Genomic DNA, 14457 nt, shown 5'->3' with positions numbered 1-14457 from the left:
CATACAAAACAACAACACTGTACGCGCAAATTTATTAATCAAAACTTATAAACGTGATTTAAAACACCTTGCTTAATACTTTGGTTACATGGCAGGGAATAAAGAGGTGAACAATGGAATTGAAACGTACAGCCCCCTTGAGCCGCACTTTGCTAGCGTTGGCAATAGGGTCAACTTTCGTCGCTTCTGCTCATGCAGAAATTATTATTTCTCAATATGTTGAGGGTGGAAGCTTCAATAAAGCGATTGAGATAGCCAATACTGGTGATGTAGCGGTGAGCTTAGATAATTACATTCTGGCTAAGTCGAGTAATGGCGGTGGTAGTTGGGATACACAATTGCCACTGACTGGCCGAGTCATTGCCGCTAATGATGTATTAGTGATTTCACATGAAAGTGCCAGCAGCGCTATTCAAACAGTGAGCGATGAAAATAACGGTACGGTAGTTAATTTCAACGGAGATGACCCAGTAGCACTGCTTAATACCGATGGTAGTGTGCATGACATGTTGGGTGAAATGGGCGATGTTGATTGGGGTAAAGATAAAACCCTCGTTCGTAATGCTGATAGCCTGATGCCTTCTTCTACTTATCAAACTTCTCAATGGACATCACTGGCTAAAGATAATATCGACGGTTTAGGCGCATTAAATGCGGTTGAACCACCGGCAGCATTTGCCTGTACGCAAGACGGTGCAGACCCCGTATTTACTACTATCCAAGAAATCCAAGGTGAAGGGGCAACGTCGCCTTTCATCAATGGTTATCCATACATAACAGAGCAAGACTACTTTGTGAAAGGCGTGGTCAGTGCGATAACGACAGGTTTAACCAAGGGCTTCTACCTACAAGCGCTAGACGATGACTACAACGCGAATACTTCGGAAGGCCTATTTGTGCACACCAACCAATCAAGCTCAGATTTAAAGCCGGGCGATGTGGTGTGTGTCAAAGGTAAAGTGCAAGAGTACTACAACCTTACTCAGCTTAAAGCTGAAAATAATCAATGGGTAAAGCAAGATCAACAAGCAGCTCCTCAAGCGACCGCAATAGAAATTCTGCCAAGTGACGCTAATTTTGAGCAAACTTTAGAGCGTTATGAGGGGATGTTAGTCAAAACGGATCGAGCGTTAGATATGCGCGTGACGCGCACATTTGGCTATGACTATGCTGGTCGTCGTAACAATATGGTGTTAGCTCAAGGGCGCATTAACATGCAGCCAAACCAACTGTTTGCTGCCGGTTCAGAGCAAGCTAAACAACAAAGTATCGAAAATGCTCAACGTCGCCTGTTTGTTGAATCAGACCAAAAAGCAGCAGATGGAAAAATCCCATACTATTCAGAGTTTGGTCGTAGTGATATTGATCAAAATGGCTCAACAGAAGATTACATTCGCATTGATGACACCATTGTCGGCTTAGAAGGTGTGTTGTCATACAGTTACAACGAATATCGCCTGTTGGTCACCAACCAAATCAATCAAGATAACTTTGTACGCAATGACCCACGCACAAATAAGCCTGATATGGATGAAGGTGATCTCCGTATCGCAACATTCAACGTGCTTAACTATTTCAATTCGCCATTTGGTGGTGATACGAATTTACACGGCGATAATCGTGGTGCGAATAATCTAGCTGAGTTTGAGATTCAACAAGAGAAAATCGTCAATGCTATTTTGCGTCTCGATGCTGATATCGTCGGTTTGATGGAAATTGAAAATAACGGTTTTGGTGAAGGTGCTGCGATTCGCCAGTTGGTTGAGCAATTAAACCAACGCATTGCGGATAAGAAGAAACGCTACACTTTTGTCGCGGTTGACTCAAATAATGATGGGGTGACTGATGAGCTTGATTCTATTGGTACGGATGTGATCACTACTGGCGTGATATACCGTGAGAAAGTCGTGAAACTGCAGCAGAGCCGAGTTATCCCAATGCCTAGCCAACAAGCGCCACAAGTGTTGGATGATAAAGGGAAAGTGCTTGAAGATGGTAAAAACTACCAACGCGATACGCTTGCACCAACTTTCAAAGTGAAAGGGGGTCATGAGAAAATCACTGTTGCTGTTAACCACTTGAAATCAAAAGGTTCTAAATGTTGGGAAGATGCAGCACCGCTTGAACAAGGCGGACAAGGTGGCAACGATGCAGACTTCCAAGGTGCGTGTGAAAACTTCCGTGTCGCGGCAGCGGTTGCACTTGGTGAAGCACTTGAGAAAATCAACGGGCATAAAGTCATTTTGGGTGATATGAACTCTTACGGCATGGAAGACCCTATGTTGGTTCTGACCGATTACAGTCCAGAGAAATATGGCAAAGAGATCAAAGCCGCTCGTAATACTTACATTGCTGGTGCTGTGCAGTTTGGTGATGACGGTGCTGTGATCACTAAGAGCTACGATTACATCAATGCTGTTGCGATGAAACATCCAGACAGTTGGAGTTATTCATTTAATGATGAAGTTGGCGCACTGGATCACTTATTGGTAAGTAAAAGCCTGAAAGGTAAAGTGGTAGATGCTACCGATTGGCACATCAATGGCGGTGAATCAACACTGTTTGATTACAACGATGAGTTCAAAGGTGACTTACCTAAATACAGTGATCACTTCCGTGCATCAGATCATGATCCAGCCGTTCTCGAACTGAATATCTACGGTGGTTCATTAGGCTTAGGTGTACTGATGTCGTTGCTTGGCTTCGGTGCATGGCGACGTCGTAAGTGATGAGCTAAAACTTGTAAATAGTAAGGCTGGCATTTGCTGGCCTTAATTTTTCACCTTTACCGACTTAATACTTGCCTTTCGTTGGTGGTATTGCACAATACTGCCCCTAGTGATTTCCAATTTTGAGTGTGCTGATCCTACCATGCTACTTATCATCGATAACTACGATTCGTTTACCTACAACTTGTATCAATACTTCTGTGAATTGGGCGTTGAAGTAGAGGTTGTACGCAATGATGAAATTGATATTGCAGGTATTGAAACACTTAATCCTACTCATCTAGTTATCTCCCCCGGGCCTTGTACACCGAATGAAGCCGGTATCTCTTTGCAAGCGATACAACACTTTGCTGGCAAGTTACCCATTTTAGGGGTGTGTCTTGGTCATCAAGCCATTGCGCAGGTGTTTGGGGGGCAGATCGTTCGCGCCAGAAAAGTGATGCATGGTAAAACCTCAGCTATTCGTCACACAGGGAATAGCGTATTTCATGGTCTCAATAACCCTTTGACGGTGACTCGTTACCATTCTTTAGTAGTAAAGTCCGACTCGCTTCCTGACTGCTTTGAGCTTACTGCATGGACAGAGTTAGACAACGGGAGCATGGACGAAATTATGGGCTACCAACATAAAACCTTAGCCATCGATGCGGTACAATTTCATCCCGAATCAATCAAAACCGAACAGGGACATCAATTACTGGCTAATTTTTTGCGTCGTTAGTCCTCTCTCAACCTGACTGCGATCACCTTTCTTAACATTTTCTTCATCTTTTTTGTTGGCTGTGAGGCTTGCAAAATTATTCGCCATATATCCTATCGAATTTACTTTAAGCGCCATGCTTCAAGCCTTGGCTGTATTTATTCTCACTATTTGTAAAAAAGTACTTCATAAAAGAGTCTACTTAATGCATAAATAATCATACGTAGTGAGGATTATCGGCAAAATTGTTGTGATAAAAGAATAATCCACTATTGAAATGGTTAATAATTTGTAAATACAATGCTGCATTAGCTAAAAAGCAAAACAATATCTTCCACACAAGGTTTTTGTGGAAAGATCGCAATCTGCTAGGCATGCGGTATCGAGAGGGAATGTGCAATGACAGTGGAAATGAATGTAGAGCGCGGCTTATTTGATGAGGTAATGGTACCTTGCTATAACCCAATGGAAATGATCCCAGTAAAGGGACAAGGCTCTCGAGTATGGGATCAGCAAGGTAATGAATACATCGATTTTGCTGGTGGCATTGCCGTGAGTTGTTTAGGCCATTGTCACCCAGTGATGGTTGGTGCCTTAACTGAGCAAGCGAACAAGTTGTGGCATCTCAGCAACGTAATGACTAACGAACCGGCGTTGCGTCTCGCGAAAAAATTAACCGAAGTCTGCTTTGCGGAAAAAGTGTTTTTTGCCAATTCTGGTGCAGAAGCGAATGAGGCGGCTTTGAAGCTTGCTCGTCGTTGGGCTGCAGATGTTCATGGTGAGCAGAAATCAGAAATCATCGCCTTTAAACAAGGTTTCCACGGACGTACTTTCTTTACCGTTACTGTCGGTGGTCAAGCGGCTTATTCTGATGGATTTGGTCCAAAGCCTGGCGATGTGACCCACCTAGCTTATAACGATATTGAGGCACTACAAGCCCATATGTCAGACCGTACTTGTGCTGTCATGATGGAGCCATTGCAAGGTGAGGGTGGCATTGTGTCGCCAACGCCAGAGTTTGTTCAAGCGGTGCGTGAGTTGTGTGACAAACACAATGCTCTACTTATCTTTGATGAGGTACAAACAGGTAATGGTCGTACGGGAGATTTCTACGCATACCAAGGTTTAGGCATTACTCCTGATATTTTAAGTACTGCAAAATCACTCGGTGGTGGTTTCCCTATTGGCGCTATGCTCACCACCAATGAATTGGCTGCTCATCTAAAAGTCGGGACTCATGGTTCAACTTATGGCGGTAACCCATTAGCTTGCGCCGTCGCTGAAGCAGTCGTTAATTTCGTTAGCCAGCCAGAAACGTTAGCGGGTGTAAAAGAGCGCGAAGCTCTATTTCGTCAAGGGCTAGCAGAAATTAATGCTAAGTACCAAATCTTCAGTGAAGTTCGTGGTAAAGGTTTATTACTCGGCGCCGCGCTGAATGAAGAGTGGCAAGGCCGTGCCCGTGACATTTTGGTTGCGGCAGGTAAACAAGGTTTGATGGTGTTGGTTGCTGGAACCAATGTGGTGCGTATGACGCCATCATTAGTGATTACAAAACAAGAAATAGAAGAAGGCTTAGCAAAACTCGATAAAGCTATTGCATCACTCATGTAGTGAAAAAGCCTAGCAGCCCAAGGTAGGAAGCCTTGGGCTACTTCAAGCATCTGGAGGGAAGTATTGATGCTAGTTGTTCGCCCTATCGCAATGTCGGACTATGACGCGCTGCACACTTGCGCTGTCGAATCAGGTCACGGATTCACATCTCTACCGGTTAATGAAGAACTTTTAACCAATCGTATTACCCATTCTGAATACAGCTTTACTAAACCCAACGTATCCGAGCCTGGAGACGAAGGTTATTTAATGGTGGGGTTTGATTCTGAAACTGGAGAGGTTGCTGGTACCACGGGTATTGAAGCTTCTATTGGTTGGGATGTGCCTTTCTACTCTTATCATATCAGCACGATTGTTCATTCATCGCCTAAATTGAAGGTGAACAATACGGTAAAACTGCTGACATTTGGCAATAACTACACCGGTTGTAGTGAGATTTGTACGCTCTTTCTGCGTCCTGATTTTCGTCAAGGGCTTAATGGCCGCTTAATGTCGAAATGCCGCTTTCTGATGATGGCCGAACATCCCCATCGATTCTCAAAAACCATTTTTGCGGAGATGCGCGGTGTTTCCGATGCCGAAGGTAACTCTCCGTTTTGGCAATGGTTGCAAGAGCATTTCTTTTCAATAGATTTCACGATGGCCGACTACCTCACAGGGATTGGTAAGAAAGGGTTTATCGCGGATCTGATGCCCAAGCTGCCTATTTACGTCAACTTGCTGAGCAAAGAAGCGCAAGCTGTCATCGGCCAAGTGCATGACAATACGCGCCCAGCGCTTAAGTTATTGGAACGTGAAGGGTTTACTTGCCGCAATTATGTCGACATTTTTGATGCCGGCCCAACCGTTGAGTGTGACTTACGTAATGTTGAGTCGGTACGTCATTCCATGCGCGCCAAGGTCGAAGTGGCAGAGCATTCTAGTTCGCAAGATTATTTGGTGTGTAATACCTCATTTGAAGATTTTCGCGCTACCGCAGCGAAAGGGGCTTACAACCGTGAAACCGAAACGGTGATTATCTCTCCTGAAGTAGCAAAAGCGCTTTTAGTAGAGAGTGGCGATTTAGTTCGAATTTTGGCGCAGTAAGCCAGCTTTTTGATGTAAGGATAGAAATATGACTCAGTGGATTGCAGGTGAGTGGTTAGCTGGCCAAGGTGAGCCAATGGTATCGCTCAGCCCCTATAATGACCAAACGATTTGGCAAGGCGATAGCGCAACGCCAGCGCAAGTAGAAGACGCAGTGAGTGCAGCAAGAAGTGCCTTTGTTGAATGGAAAAAGCGCTCCTTTGCTGAACGTGAGCAATACGTGTTGGCCTTTGCTGAGAAAGTAAAAGAACACAGTGAAGAAATCGCACAGATCATCGCCAAAGAAACTGGTAAACCTATTTGGGAAACTCGTACTGAAGCGGCGGCGATGGCCGGCAAAATCGCTATTTCGATTCGTGCTTATCATGATCGTACGGGTGAAAGTGCGCGTGAGGCAGCGGGAAACCAAATTGTACTGCGTCACCGTCCACTTGGTGTAATGGCGGTATTTGGTCCCTATAATTTCCCAGCACATTTACCGAATGGTCATATTGTTCCGGCTCTTTTAGCGGGTAATACCGTGGTGTTTAAGCCTTCTGAGCAAACCCCGTGGATGGGCGAATTTGCCATGAAACTGTGGCAAGATGCAGGGTTACCAGCAGGTGTGCTCAACCTTGTACAAGGGGCGAAAGAAACAGGCATCGCTCTGGCCGAGTCAAAAGGTATTGATGGTTTGCTATTTACCGGCAGTGCTAACACTGGGCATTTACTGCATCGTCAGTTTGCCGGGCAACCTGGCAAAATGCTGGCGCTTGAAATGGGCGGGAACAACCCGATGGTGATCTCCGAGCAGTATGGTGACTTAGATGCAGCGGTATACACCATCATTCAATCGGCTTTCATTAGCGCAGGGCAGCGCTGCACCTGCGCGCGTCGCCTGTACGTTCCTGTCGGTGAAAAAGGTGATGTGCTATTAAGTAAATTGATCACCGCAACCCAAAAGCTACGAATTGATCAACCATTTGCCGATCCAGCGCCATTTATGGGGCCACAAATCTCGCAAGCTGCCGCGCAATTTATTCTCAATGCGCAGGCTAATTTACAATTTTTAGGTGGTTATAGTTTGGTGGAAGCCAAACCGCTGCAAGCGGCATTTGTTACGCCAGGAATCATTGACGTAACCGCTATTAGTGAGTTGCCTGACGAAGAATACTTTGGCCCGTTATTACAAGTGGTGCGCTATCAGACTTTAGAGCAAGCGGTTGAGTTGGCCAATGCTACCCGTTTTGGTTTGTCTGCAGGTTTAGTATCAACTGATGATGCCGAGTGGGATTATTTTGTTGATCATATCCGCGCTGGCATCGTAAACCGTAATCGCCAATTAACTGGTGCGAGTGGTGATGCACCATTTGGTGGGCCGGGAGCATCGGGTAACTTGCGCCCGAGTGCTTATTACGCGGCTGATTACTGTGCATACCCTATGGCTTCAATGGAAGGGCAGGCAACAGAATTACCTGCCACTCTCAGCCCTGGGGTTGAGCTATAACCGACGGAATAATAAAAAGCCTCTCATAGAAGAGGCTTACCTCCTTTCTACTTGAAGTTACAGCGGCGTTGGCTAAGTTTGCTCACCCCAATCACATAGTTTGTCTATGCTCATGGGGATTCACTCACTTGCCACCTACCTGCCACTTCAAGTGGTTTGGGTATAGATCCCGATAACTGGATCAATACACAACTTAACGTCACAGGTTGAATTGCCGCTGGATATATTTTCTGAATCGTTTCAATAAATATTAAGCAGCAATATTTATCCAATAACCTCATACTGAAACTAAGGCTTTATACATACTCAAGGTATATCGCTTGCTAGACACATTGCTGACAAGGAGGCGTTATGATGCCAACCGTTTTATTTCAATCGCTATGGAATGACTATATTCAACGTCTTTGTCCTTCGGCTGACAAAGTTCATCAATTGCTTCAAGAAGATGAAGCTCTGATCAATGATCATATCGCTTTACGAACCTTTAATGTTGCTCCCCTGGGGATTGAAACACTGGCTAAGCCTTTTTTAGCATTAGGTTATACAGCGTGTGGTGATTATCAATTTGAAAGTAAGAAGTTAGTCGCGAAGCACTATGAACATCCTGATCCAACGCAACCTAAGGTTTTCATTAGTGAGCTAAAAGTGGCAGAGTGCTCACCTGAGTTGCAAGCGATTGTAGCCAAACTGGTAGAGCAAGTAGATAGCGACAAACTCACCAGTAGCGACTTTTTGTATAGTGGTCGATTATGGCAGATAGCCCATAGCGATTACCTCACTTTGGCTCAGGAAAGTGAATACGCCGCATGGTTGGCAGCTCATGGCTATGGGGCCAATCATTTTACCGTTAGTGTTAACCAGTTGAATGCGTTTAATGAAGTCAAATCGGTGAATGATCACCTTCGCCAAGCTGGCTTTGTTATTAATGAAAATGGCGGAGAAGTGAAAGGCACGCCAGAGGTGCTGCTAGAACAATCTTCCACCATGGCAGATAAAGTACCGGTGCAATTTAGTGATGGTGTTGAGATGATTCCGGGCGGTTTTTACGAGTTTGCCAAACGCTATCCAATGGCAAACGGTGAGTTGTATAGCGGGTTTGTTGCCGCTTCAGCTGACAAGATTTTTGAAAGCACTGATATGCAATAAAATTGTACTGAGTCTTTGCCAACAAAAAGCCACCTGAGTTTCCCAAGGTGGCTTTATCGATTCAGTCTCTCAATTTCTATTGAAATTAACGAGTTCCGTATACCACGATAGTTTTACCGTGTGCAGAAATTAGGTTCTGCTCTTCTAGCATTTTCAAAATACGACCAACTGTTTCACGAGAACAGCCAACGATTTGACCGATTTCTTGACGGGTGATCTTGATTTGCATGCCATCTGGGTGAGTCATTGCGTCAGGTTGTTTCGCTAGGTTTAGTAGCGTTTGAGCAATACGGCCCGTTACGTCAAGGAACGCAAGGTCACCTACTTTTTGACTAGTCACTTGTAAACGACGTGAAATCTGAGCAGATAGGCGCATTAGAATATCTGGATTCACCTGGATAAGTTGACGGAATTTCTTAAATGAAATCTCTGCCACTTCACAAGGAGATTTAGCACGAACCCAAGCGGTACGTTCTTGGTCTTCTTCGAATAGACCAAGTTCACCGATAAAGTCACCTTGGTTTAGGTAAGAAAGGATCATCTCCTTACCTTCTTCGTCTTTAATAAGAACCGCAACAGAACCTTTAACGATGTAGTACAACGTTTCAGCTTTCTCGCCCGCGTGGATCAGCGTGCTTTTTGATGGGTACTTATGAATATGACAGTGTGAAAGAAACCACTCTAGTGTTGGGTCGGTTTGAGGTTTACCTAGAACCATAATATCTCACTTCCTCTGCAGGGTACGCTTGCTGCTTTCCATATTTTAGCTAAGCCTTTAAATTGACTTACTAGGATAAGAGCACTTTACAAGTGCTGCAAGCTAACTTGTGTTTCGGTTAAGAATAGTATCCTTTTTCGGAAACGATTTCTTGATTTTAATCGTGTCGACCACACGATAATTTAAGCAAAAATGTGCACATGATCACGGTATGAAAAGTAACCGTAAAAAGTGCAAAAATATTATCCAATTTTCCCTGTTTCAATTAATTGTTGCAGGATAGGGCGAACAATCAGCTCCATGGCAAAACTCATCTTGCCACCAGGAACAACGATGGTGTTATGGCGCGACATAAATGAACCATCAATCATGGCTAGTAAATAGGGGAAATCGACATTCTTAATGCCGCGTAGCCTTATCACCACGAAGCTTTCATCCAAACTGGGGATACCCTTTGCGTTGAGCGGGTTTGAGGTGTCGACTGTGGGCACGCGCTGGAAGTTAATATGGGTGCGAGAAAACTGTGGAGTAATGTAATTGAGGTAGTCGTCCATCGAGCGAACAATCGAGTCCATTACTGCTTCGCGTGAATGACCGCGATCGCGCGTATCACGCACGTATTTTTGGATCCACTCCAGGTTAACAATCGGCACCATGCCAATCAAAAAATCGACATGTTGAGCCACGTTGACATCACCATCGACCACACCACCATGTAACCCTTCGTAGAACATAACATCAGAATTTTCTGGCAAATCTTGCCATGGAGTAAACGTTCCTGGCATTTGGTTATAGGGAACGGCTTCATCAAATGAATGCAGGTAGCGACGAACTTGCCCTGTTCCTAGTTTGCCGTATTGGCGAAAAAACTCTTCCAATGCGCCAAAATCATTAGCCTGAGGACCAAAATAACTGATGTGCTTGCCTTGCTCTCGTGCTTTACGGATCTCTACGTCCATTTCTGGACGTGTGAAACGGTGGAAGCTATCGCCTTCAACCCAAGCAGGTTTAATGCTCATCATATTGAACATTTTGCGAAACGCTTCAGAGGTTGTGGTAGTACCGGCACCGGATGAGCCCGTGACGGCTATGATCGGATGTTTTGCTGACATGACAAACCCTGTCTTTATGTAACGTACTTGTTATTTATTGTCGCAATATAGCACGGAAAGATGAGATTGCGGTGCGCTAAAACGATTTACGTACTTGAATATCGACACTTTCGTGCAATTCAGAATAGACGATGGCAACTTCACCACTCGCTAACTGCTGCTTCACTTGTTCGATTTTTTGTTGCAAAGATATCTCTTGTTCACCGTAATCTGTTCCTTCACGTAAGACAAATTCTTGAATGAGATTATCGAGTGTATCAGGAGCAATTTGTTGCCAAGGAATAATCATGACGACCTCTTAACTGTCATGTTGAAGGCTGGCAGTTATACCCTAAATCGCACTTTGATGGCAGCTATTTTATGACGGTGTACACAGGCTTTCATAGTAGGCTGGTAAGGCTTGTTCCAGCCAAAAAGTGGGTTTTAATGCACTGCCTGAAATAAAGCCGACATGGCCACCTTGGTTAAATAAGCGGTAGTCGATATTTTCCGGTAAAACGAATTTGGGAATCACTGCATCGGTCATGAATGGGTCGTCTTTAGCATGAATGACTTGCAATGGTACGCGGATCTGCTTGAGTTTATGTAGCCCAGAACATTGTTGATAATAGTCATGAGCATCTTTAAAACCATGCAAGGGGGCGGTGATTAAATCATCGAATTGATACAGTTTTTTAATGCTGCTGATCTGACAAGAAGATAGGTCAAGTACATCTTGTAAGAGGTGATGTTTTTTCAGCGCGTTACTTTTTAGCGAGGAGAGTAAATAGTCACGGTAGAGCTTTGAAAATCCTTGCTCAATGCGTTGTGAACAGGCGGCGAGATCGAGCGGTGCTGAAACGATTGTTGCAGCATCGACAATAGGGTCTTCGTGATATTCAGCCAGATAATTGGCCAGCATGTTACCACCAAGCGATATACCTACCGCGACGATAGGTCGCCCTACATGTTGTTCGCGTAAATATTGTAGAACAAAACGAGCATCTTCTATCTCGCCTGAATGGTAAGCCCGCGCAAGGCGATTCGGTTTACCGCTACAGCCGCGAAAATGCATCATTACCGATAGCCAACCACTTTCGGCGAACGCATGCATTAACCCGTTAGCGTAAGGGCTATAAAAGCTTCCTTCTAACCCATGAAACAGAACGAACAACGGTTTGTCTTTACTTTGTTCTGCATGCCCATCTTCGCTCCACGCCAAATCAAGAAAATCACCATCATCGGTAGGCAAGGTTTGCCACAGCGGTTCAAAACGTGCTTTTTTACGCAATAAACGTGGTATGAGCGTTTGTAAGTGAGGATTTTTAAGCCCAGTGGCCGCGATAAATTGAGTCATAGGGAATAAGGTTTATGTAGGATACGAAAGAGTATACACGAAACAGATAATTCGCTGGGTTATGCTTTTCCAGATTGTGGTGCTGGTTCAGCGAATGCACGACACAGATGTTCAGCAGCCAATAAGCGGCAGTAGCGTTGTGTGAGAGGCTGACCAGTATTATTTGTTAATGGTAATGCGCTGATGCAGTCGACTAAATCAGACTGTTGCTGCTTTTCGAGCTGTAATTCGAATTGCAGCGCTTCACGATATAGGGTGTCTGGTAGGTTCGTTTTTAGTCGGCGACGTAAGTCTCGGTAGCTATGAAGCAAGGTTTCAGAGCGGCTAAGGCAATCTTGTACGGTTTGCCAATGGTGCTCAGCAAAAGAAACTTGTTGCTCGTCGAGCCATTTTAAAAGAAGCAACAAGTTTACATTACCGTGGTAGTTATTCTGTAAGCTTAAGCACGCTTCTTTCACTTCGCGCACACTGTAATATTGCAAACTGAATTGCCACAGGCGCTCTAATGTGAGAGATATTCGTACGTGCTCTTTACTCATGTTAACTACTGAATTCCTGTTCTAGCTGTTCAAGGATTTCTTGCTCTGCCATCCATTCCATTTCGACCTCTTCAAGTGCCGATTTACTACTAGCTTGAAGGGCGAGAACTTCTGTAAGTTTAGCCTTATTTTCAGCTTCATACAGTGAAGTGTCGGATAATTGCTCTTCAGCTTGTGCCAGTGAGGCATTCAACTTATCCATTTTATCTTCAAGTTGTGTCAGTTTTTTGCGAATTGGCGCGGTTTGTTTACGAAACTCCGCTTCACGGCGTTTTTGATCTTTCTTCGCTGCGGCGCTATTGCTGCTATCTTTGGCGGGCTGCTGAGATTGTGCTTCTCTTCGCTCTGCTTTTTGCTGCTCGGTTAACCATTTGTAGTAGTCTGATAAGTCACCATCAAAAGGGGCAACTTGGCGATCATGCACTAGGTACAAATCATCGGTTGTGGCGCGCAGTAAGTAGCGGTCATGGCTGACGATAACCATGGCACCTTCAAAAGTTTGCAGGGCAAACGTCAACGCTTGGCGCATGTCTAAATCTAGGTGGTTGGTTGGTTCATCGAGTAGTAATAAGTTTGGTTTTTGCCAAACGATCAGTGCCAAAACCAAGCGTGCTTTTTCACCACCAGAGAAAGGCGCAACTTTCTCCAGTGCTTTATCACCCTGAAAGCCAAAACTGCCGAGGTAGTTACGCAACTCCAGTTCATTTTTGTCTGGCGCAATTTGCATCATATGCTGCAACGGTGTTTCTTGTGGGTGCAGGGTTTCCAGTTGATGCTGAGCAAAGTAGCCAATTTTAACCCCTTGAGAATAGGTGAGATCGCCACCTTTTGGTTTTAGCTCCCCTGACAACAATTTGATCAGGGTCGATTTACCAGCGCCATTACGCCCAAGCAGCCCGATACGACTACCAGGTACTAGGTTGAGGCGAATTTTCTCAAGAATTAAGTTATCCCCATAACCTGCATAAACCTCATCCATCATCATTATTGGGTTGGGTAGGGCTGATGGTTCTCGAAATTCGAAACTGAATGGGTTATCAAATTGTGCTGGTAGCACTTTTTCCATCCGCTCTAATGCTTTAATACGGCTTTGCGCTTGACGGGCTTTCGAAGCTTTATAACGGAAGCGATCAATATAACTTTGCATGTGTGCCATTTGCTTTTGCTGCTTTTGGAACATGGCTTGTTGCAAGATCAATTTCTGCGCACGCTGATTTTCAAACGATGAATAGTTACCGGTGTATTCGTTCATGGTTTGATTTTCGATATGGATAATGCGCCCCACAATAGGGTCTAAAAAGTCACGATCATGGGAAATCAAAACTAACGTGCCTGGGTAGCTTTGTAACCAGCGTTCTAGCCACATTACTGCGTCTAAATCTAAGTGGTTAGTGGGTTCGTCAAGCAGCAGTAAATCAGAGCGGCACAATAGCGCTTGCGCTAAGTTTAGCCGCATACGCCAACCACCGGAAAATTGGGTCAAATCCCAGCCCATTTGTTCTTGGCTAAAACCAAGCCCATCAAGTAATTCAGAGGCGCGGGCACGAATGCTATAGCCGCCAATGGTTTCAATTTTTCCGTGCAATTCGGCGACCAAGGTGCCGTTATCCGTTTGCTCTGCTTCGAGCAGCTGTTTTTCTAGCGCGCGATATTCACGATCACCATCGATCACATATTCAATCGCATTACGTTCAAGAGCCGGTGTTTCCTGTGCGACCCATGCTAGCTCCCAATAAGCAGGTTTGCTGAATGAGCCAGCATCAATCGAAAGCTCATCTTTAAGTAGGGCAAATAATGTGGACTTACCGCAGCCATTTTTTCCAACCAAGCCAACTTTATCACCTGGGTGGATGGTAGCCGAAGCTTGCTCAAGCAACGGTTTTCCGCCGCGTAGTAACTGAATATCAGAGAAGGTAATCATAAAAATCTATTTTTCATATCGAAATGTTATCGCGTGGAATAGTAAGGGTGATAAGGATAAATGTCGATCATTA

13 protein-coding genes are annotated in these 14457 nt (G+C 44.7%); 6 read left to right on the top strand and 7 right to left on the bottom strand.

Translation table 11 applies throughout. The features are described 5' to 3' along the window. The first annotated feature begins 113 nt into the window (after positions 1 to 113). Together HGG78_RS01405 and HGG78_RS01400 are read left to right on the top strand one after the other, a co-directional pair. Positions 114 to 2729: an ExeM/NucH family extracellular endonuclease gene (locus HGG78_RS01405; protein ID WP_172531871.1), complete on the top strand. Its 2616-nt coding sequence runs from the start codon at positions 114 to 116 to the stop codon at positions 2727 to 2729. Positions 2730 to 2871: 142 nt separating this feature from the next. Next, a complete protein-coding gene (locus HGG78_RS01400) occupies positions 2872 to 3450 on the top strand; it encodes an aminodeoxychorismate/anthranilate synthase component II (protein ID WP_172531870.1) in 579 nt (192 codons plus the stop codon). Here the strand turns inward: HGG78_RS01400 and HGG78_RS01395 are convergent. Further along, on the bottom strand, positions 3424 to 3567 hold the full coding sequence (locus HGG78_RS01395; RefSeq protein WP_172531869.1) for a hypothetical protein: 144 nt from the start codon (positions 3565 to 3567) through the stop codon (positions 3424 to 3426). The genes HGG78_RS01400 and HGG78_RS01395 overlap by 27 nt on opposite strands. A gap of 261 nt (positions 3568 to 3828) precedes the next feature. Between HGG78_RS01395 and HGG78_RS01390 the strand changes: the two genes are divergently transcribed. From HGG78_RS01390 to HGG78_RS01375, 4 genes are all read left to right on the top strand, one after another. Beyond that, the gene (locus HGG78_RS01390; RefSeq protein WP_168520847.1) at positions 3829 to 5040 is read left to right on the top strand and encodes an aspartate aminotransferase family protein; all 1212 of its coding nucleotides are present in this window, start codon (positions 3829 to 3831) and stop codon (positions 5038 to 5040) included. A gap of 66 nt (positions 5041 to 5106) precedes the next feature. Next, entirely contained in the window at positions 5107 to 6126 is a 1020-nt protein-coding gene (gene astA / locus HGG78_RS01385; RefSeq protein ID WP_053309544.1) for an arginine N-succinyltransferase, read from the top strand. 28 nt (positions 6127 to 6154) lie between these two features. Then, entirely contained in the window at positions 6155 to 7612 is a 1458-nt protein-coding gene (astD, locus tag HGG78_RS01380) for a succinylglutamate-semialdehyde dehydrogenase (RefSeq protein WP_172531868.1), read from the top strand. Positions 7613 to 7963: 351 nt separating this feature from the next. Continuing rightward, on the top strand, positions 7964 to 8758 hold the full coding sequence (locus tag HGG78_RS01375) for a DUF1338 domain-containing protein (RefSeq protein ID WP_172531867.1): 795 nt from the start codon (positions 7964 to 7966) through the stop codon (positions 8756 to 8758). 85 nt (positions 8759 to 8843) lie between these two features. On the opposite strand, the gene crp is transcribed toward HGG78_RS01375, so the two are convergent. The 6 genes from crp to HGG78_RS01345 all read right to left on the bottom strand — a co-directional run bounded on the left by crp (position 8844) and on the right by HGG78_RS01345 (position 14384). Beyond that, positions 8844 to 9476, bottom strand: a complete 633-nt coding sequence (crp, locus tag HGG78_RS01370; RefSeq protein ID WP_010318741.1) for a cAMP-activated global transcriptional regulator CRP — start codon at positions 9474 to 9476, stop codon at positions 8844 to 8846. A 242-nt stretch (positions 9477 to 9718) separates the two neighbouring features. Beyond that, positions 9719 to 10588, bottom strand: a complete 870-nt coding sequence (locus HGG78_RS01365; protein ID WP_053309541.1) for a phosphoribulokinase — start codon at positions 10586 to 10588, stop codon at positions 9719 to 9721. Positions 10589 to 10664: 76 nt separating this feature from the next. Continuing rightward, on the bottom strand, positions 10665 to 10877 hold the full coding sequence (locus tag HGG78_RS01360; RefSeq protein WP_053309540.1) for a YheU family protein: 213 nt from the start codon (positions 10875 to 10877) through the stop codon (positions 10665 to 10667). Positions 10878 to 10946: 69 nt separating this feature from the next. Further along, positions 10947 to 11924, bottom strand: a complete 978-nt coding sequence (locus tag HGG78_RS01355) for a hydrolase (RefSeq protein WP_172531866.1) — start codon at positions 11922 to 11924, stop codon at positions 10947 to 10949. Between the two features lie 59 nt (positions 11925 to 11983). Next, positions 11984 to 12463, bottom strand: coding sequence for a TIGR02444 family protein (locus HGG78_RS01350; RefSeq protein WP_172531865.1), 480 nt, complete (start codon positions 12461 to 12463; stop codon positions 11984 to 11986). Position 12464: 1 nt separating this feature from the next. Further along, positions 12465 to 14384 (bottom strand): ABC transporter ATP-binding protein, encoded by a 1920-nt coding sequence (locus HGG78_RS01345; protein WP_172531864.1) that lies wholly within the window; start codon positions 14382 to 14384, stop codon positions 12465 to 12467. Positions 14385 to 14457: the final 73 nt, after the last annotated feature.

The sequence above is a fragment of the Vibrio aestuarianus genome (genome assembly GCF_012395185.1).
Lineage (GTDB): Bacteria > Pseudomonadota > Gammaproteobacteria > Enterobacterales > Vibrionaceae > Vibrio > Vibrio aestuarianus.
The sequence above is the reverse complement of the archived record's forward strand: the minus strand, read 5'-3'. Positions and strand labels throughout refer to the sequence as shown.

What these genes read in the sequence shown, in the direction of transcription:
- HGG78_RS01405 (WP_172531871.1), top strand. Translation starts at nt 114, where the DNA reads ATGGAATTGAAACGTACAGCCCCCTTGAGCCGCACTTTGCTAGCGTTG.
- HGG78_RS01400 (WP_172531870.1), top strand. Translation starts at nt 2,872, where the DNA reads ATGCTACTTATCATCGATAACTACGATTCGTTTACCTACAACTTGTAT.
- HGG78_RS01395 (WP_172531869.1), bottom strand. Translation starts at nt 3,567, where the DNA reads ATGGCGCTTAAAGTAAATTCGATAGGATATATGGCGAATAATTTTGCA.
- HGG78_RS01390 (WP_168520847.1), top strand. Translation starts at nt 3,829, where the DNA reads ATGACAGTGGAAATGAATGTAGAGCGCGGCTTATTTGATGAGGTAATG.
- astA (WP_053309544.1), top strand. Translation starts at nt 5,107, where the DNA reads ATGCTAGTTGTTCGCCCTATCGCAATGTCGGACTATGACGCGCTGCAC.
- astD (WP_172531868.1), top strand. Translation starts at nt 6,155, where the DNA reads ATGACTCAGTGGATTGCAGGTGAGTGGTTAGCTGGCCAAGGTGAGCCA.
- HGG78_RS01375 (WP_172531867.1), top strand. Translation starts at nt 7,964, where the DNA reads ATGATGCCAACCGTTTTATTTCAATCGCTATGGAATGACTATATTCAA.
- crp (WP_010318741.1), bottom strand. Translation starts at nt 9,476, where the DNA reads ATGGTTCTAGGTAAACCTCAAACCGACCCAACACTAGAGTGGTTTCTT.
- HGG78_RS01365 (WP_053309541.1), bottom strand. Translation starts at nt 10,588, where the DNA reads ATGTCAGCAAAACATCCGATCATAGCCGTCACGGGCTCATCCGGTGCC.
- HGG78_RS01360 (WP_053309540.1), bottom strand. Translation starts at nt 10,877, where the DNA reads ATGATTATTCCTTGGCAACAAATTGCTCCTGATACACTCGATAATCTC.
- HGG78_RS01355 (WP_172531866.1), bottom strand. Translation starts at nt 11,924, where the DNA reads ATGACTCAATTTATCGCGGCCACTGGGCTTAAAAATCCTCACTTACAA.
- HGG78_RS01350 (WP_172531865.1), bottom strand. Translation starts at nt 12,463, where the DNA reads ATGAGTAAAGAGCACGTACGAATATCTCTCACATTAGAGCGCCTGTGG.
- HGG78_RS01345 (WP_172531864.1), bottom strand. Translation starts at nt 14,384, where the DNA reads ATGATTACCTTCTCTGATATTCAGTTACTACGCGGCGGAAAACCGTTG.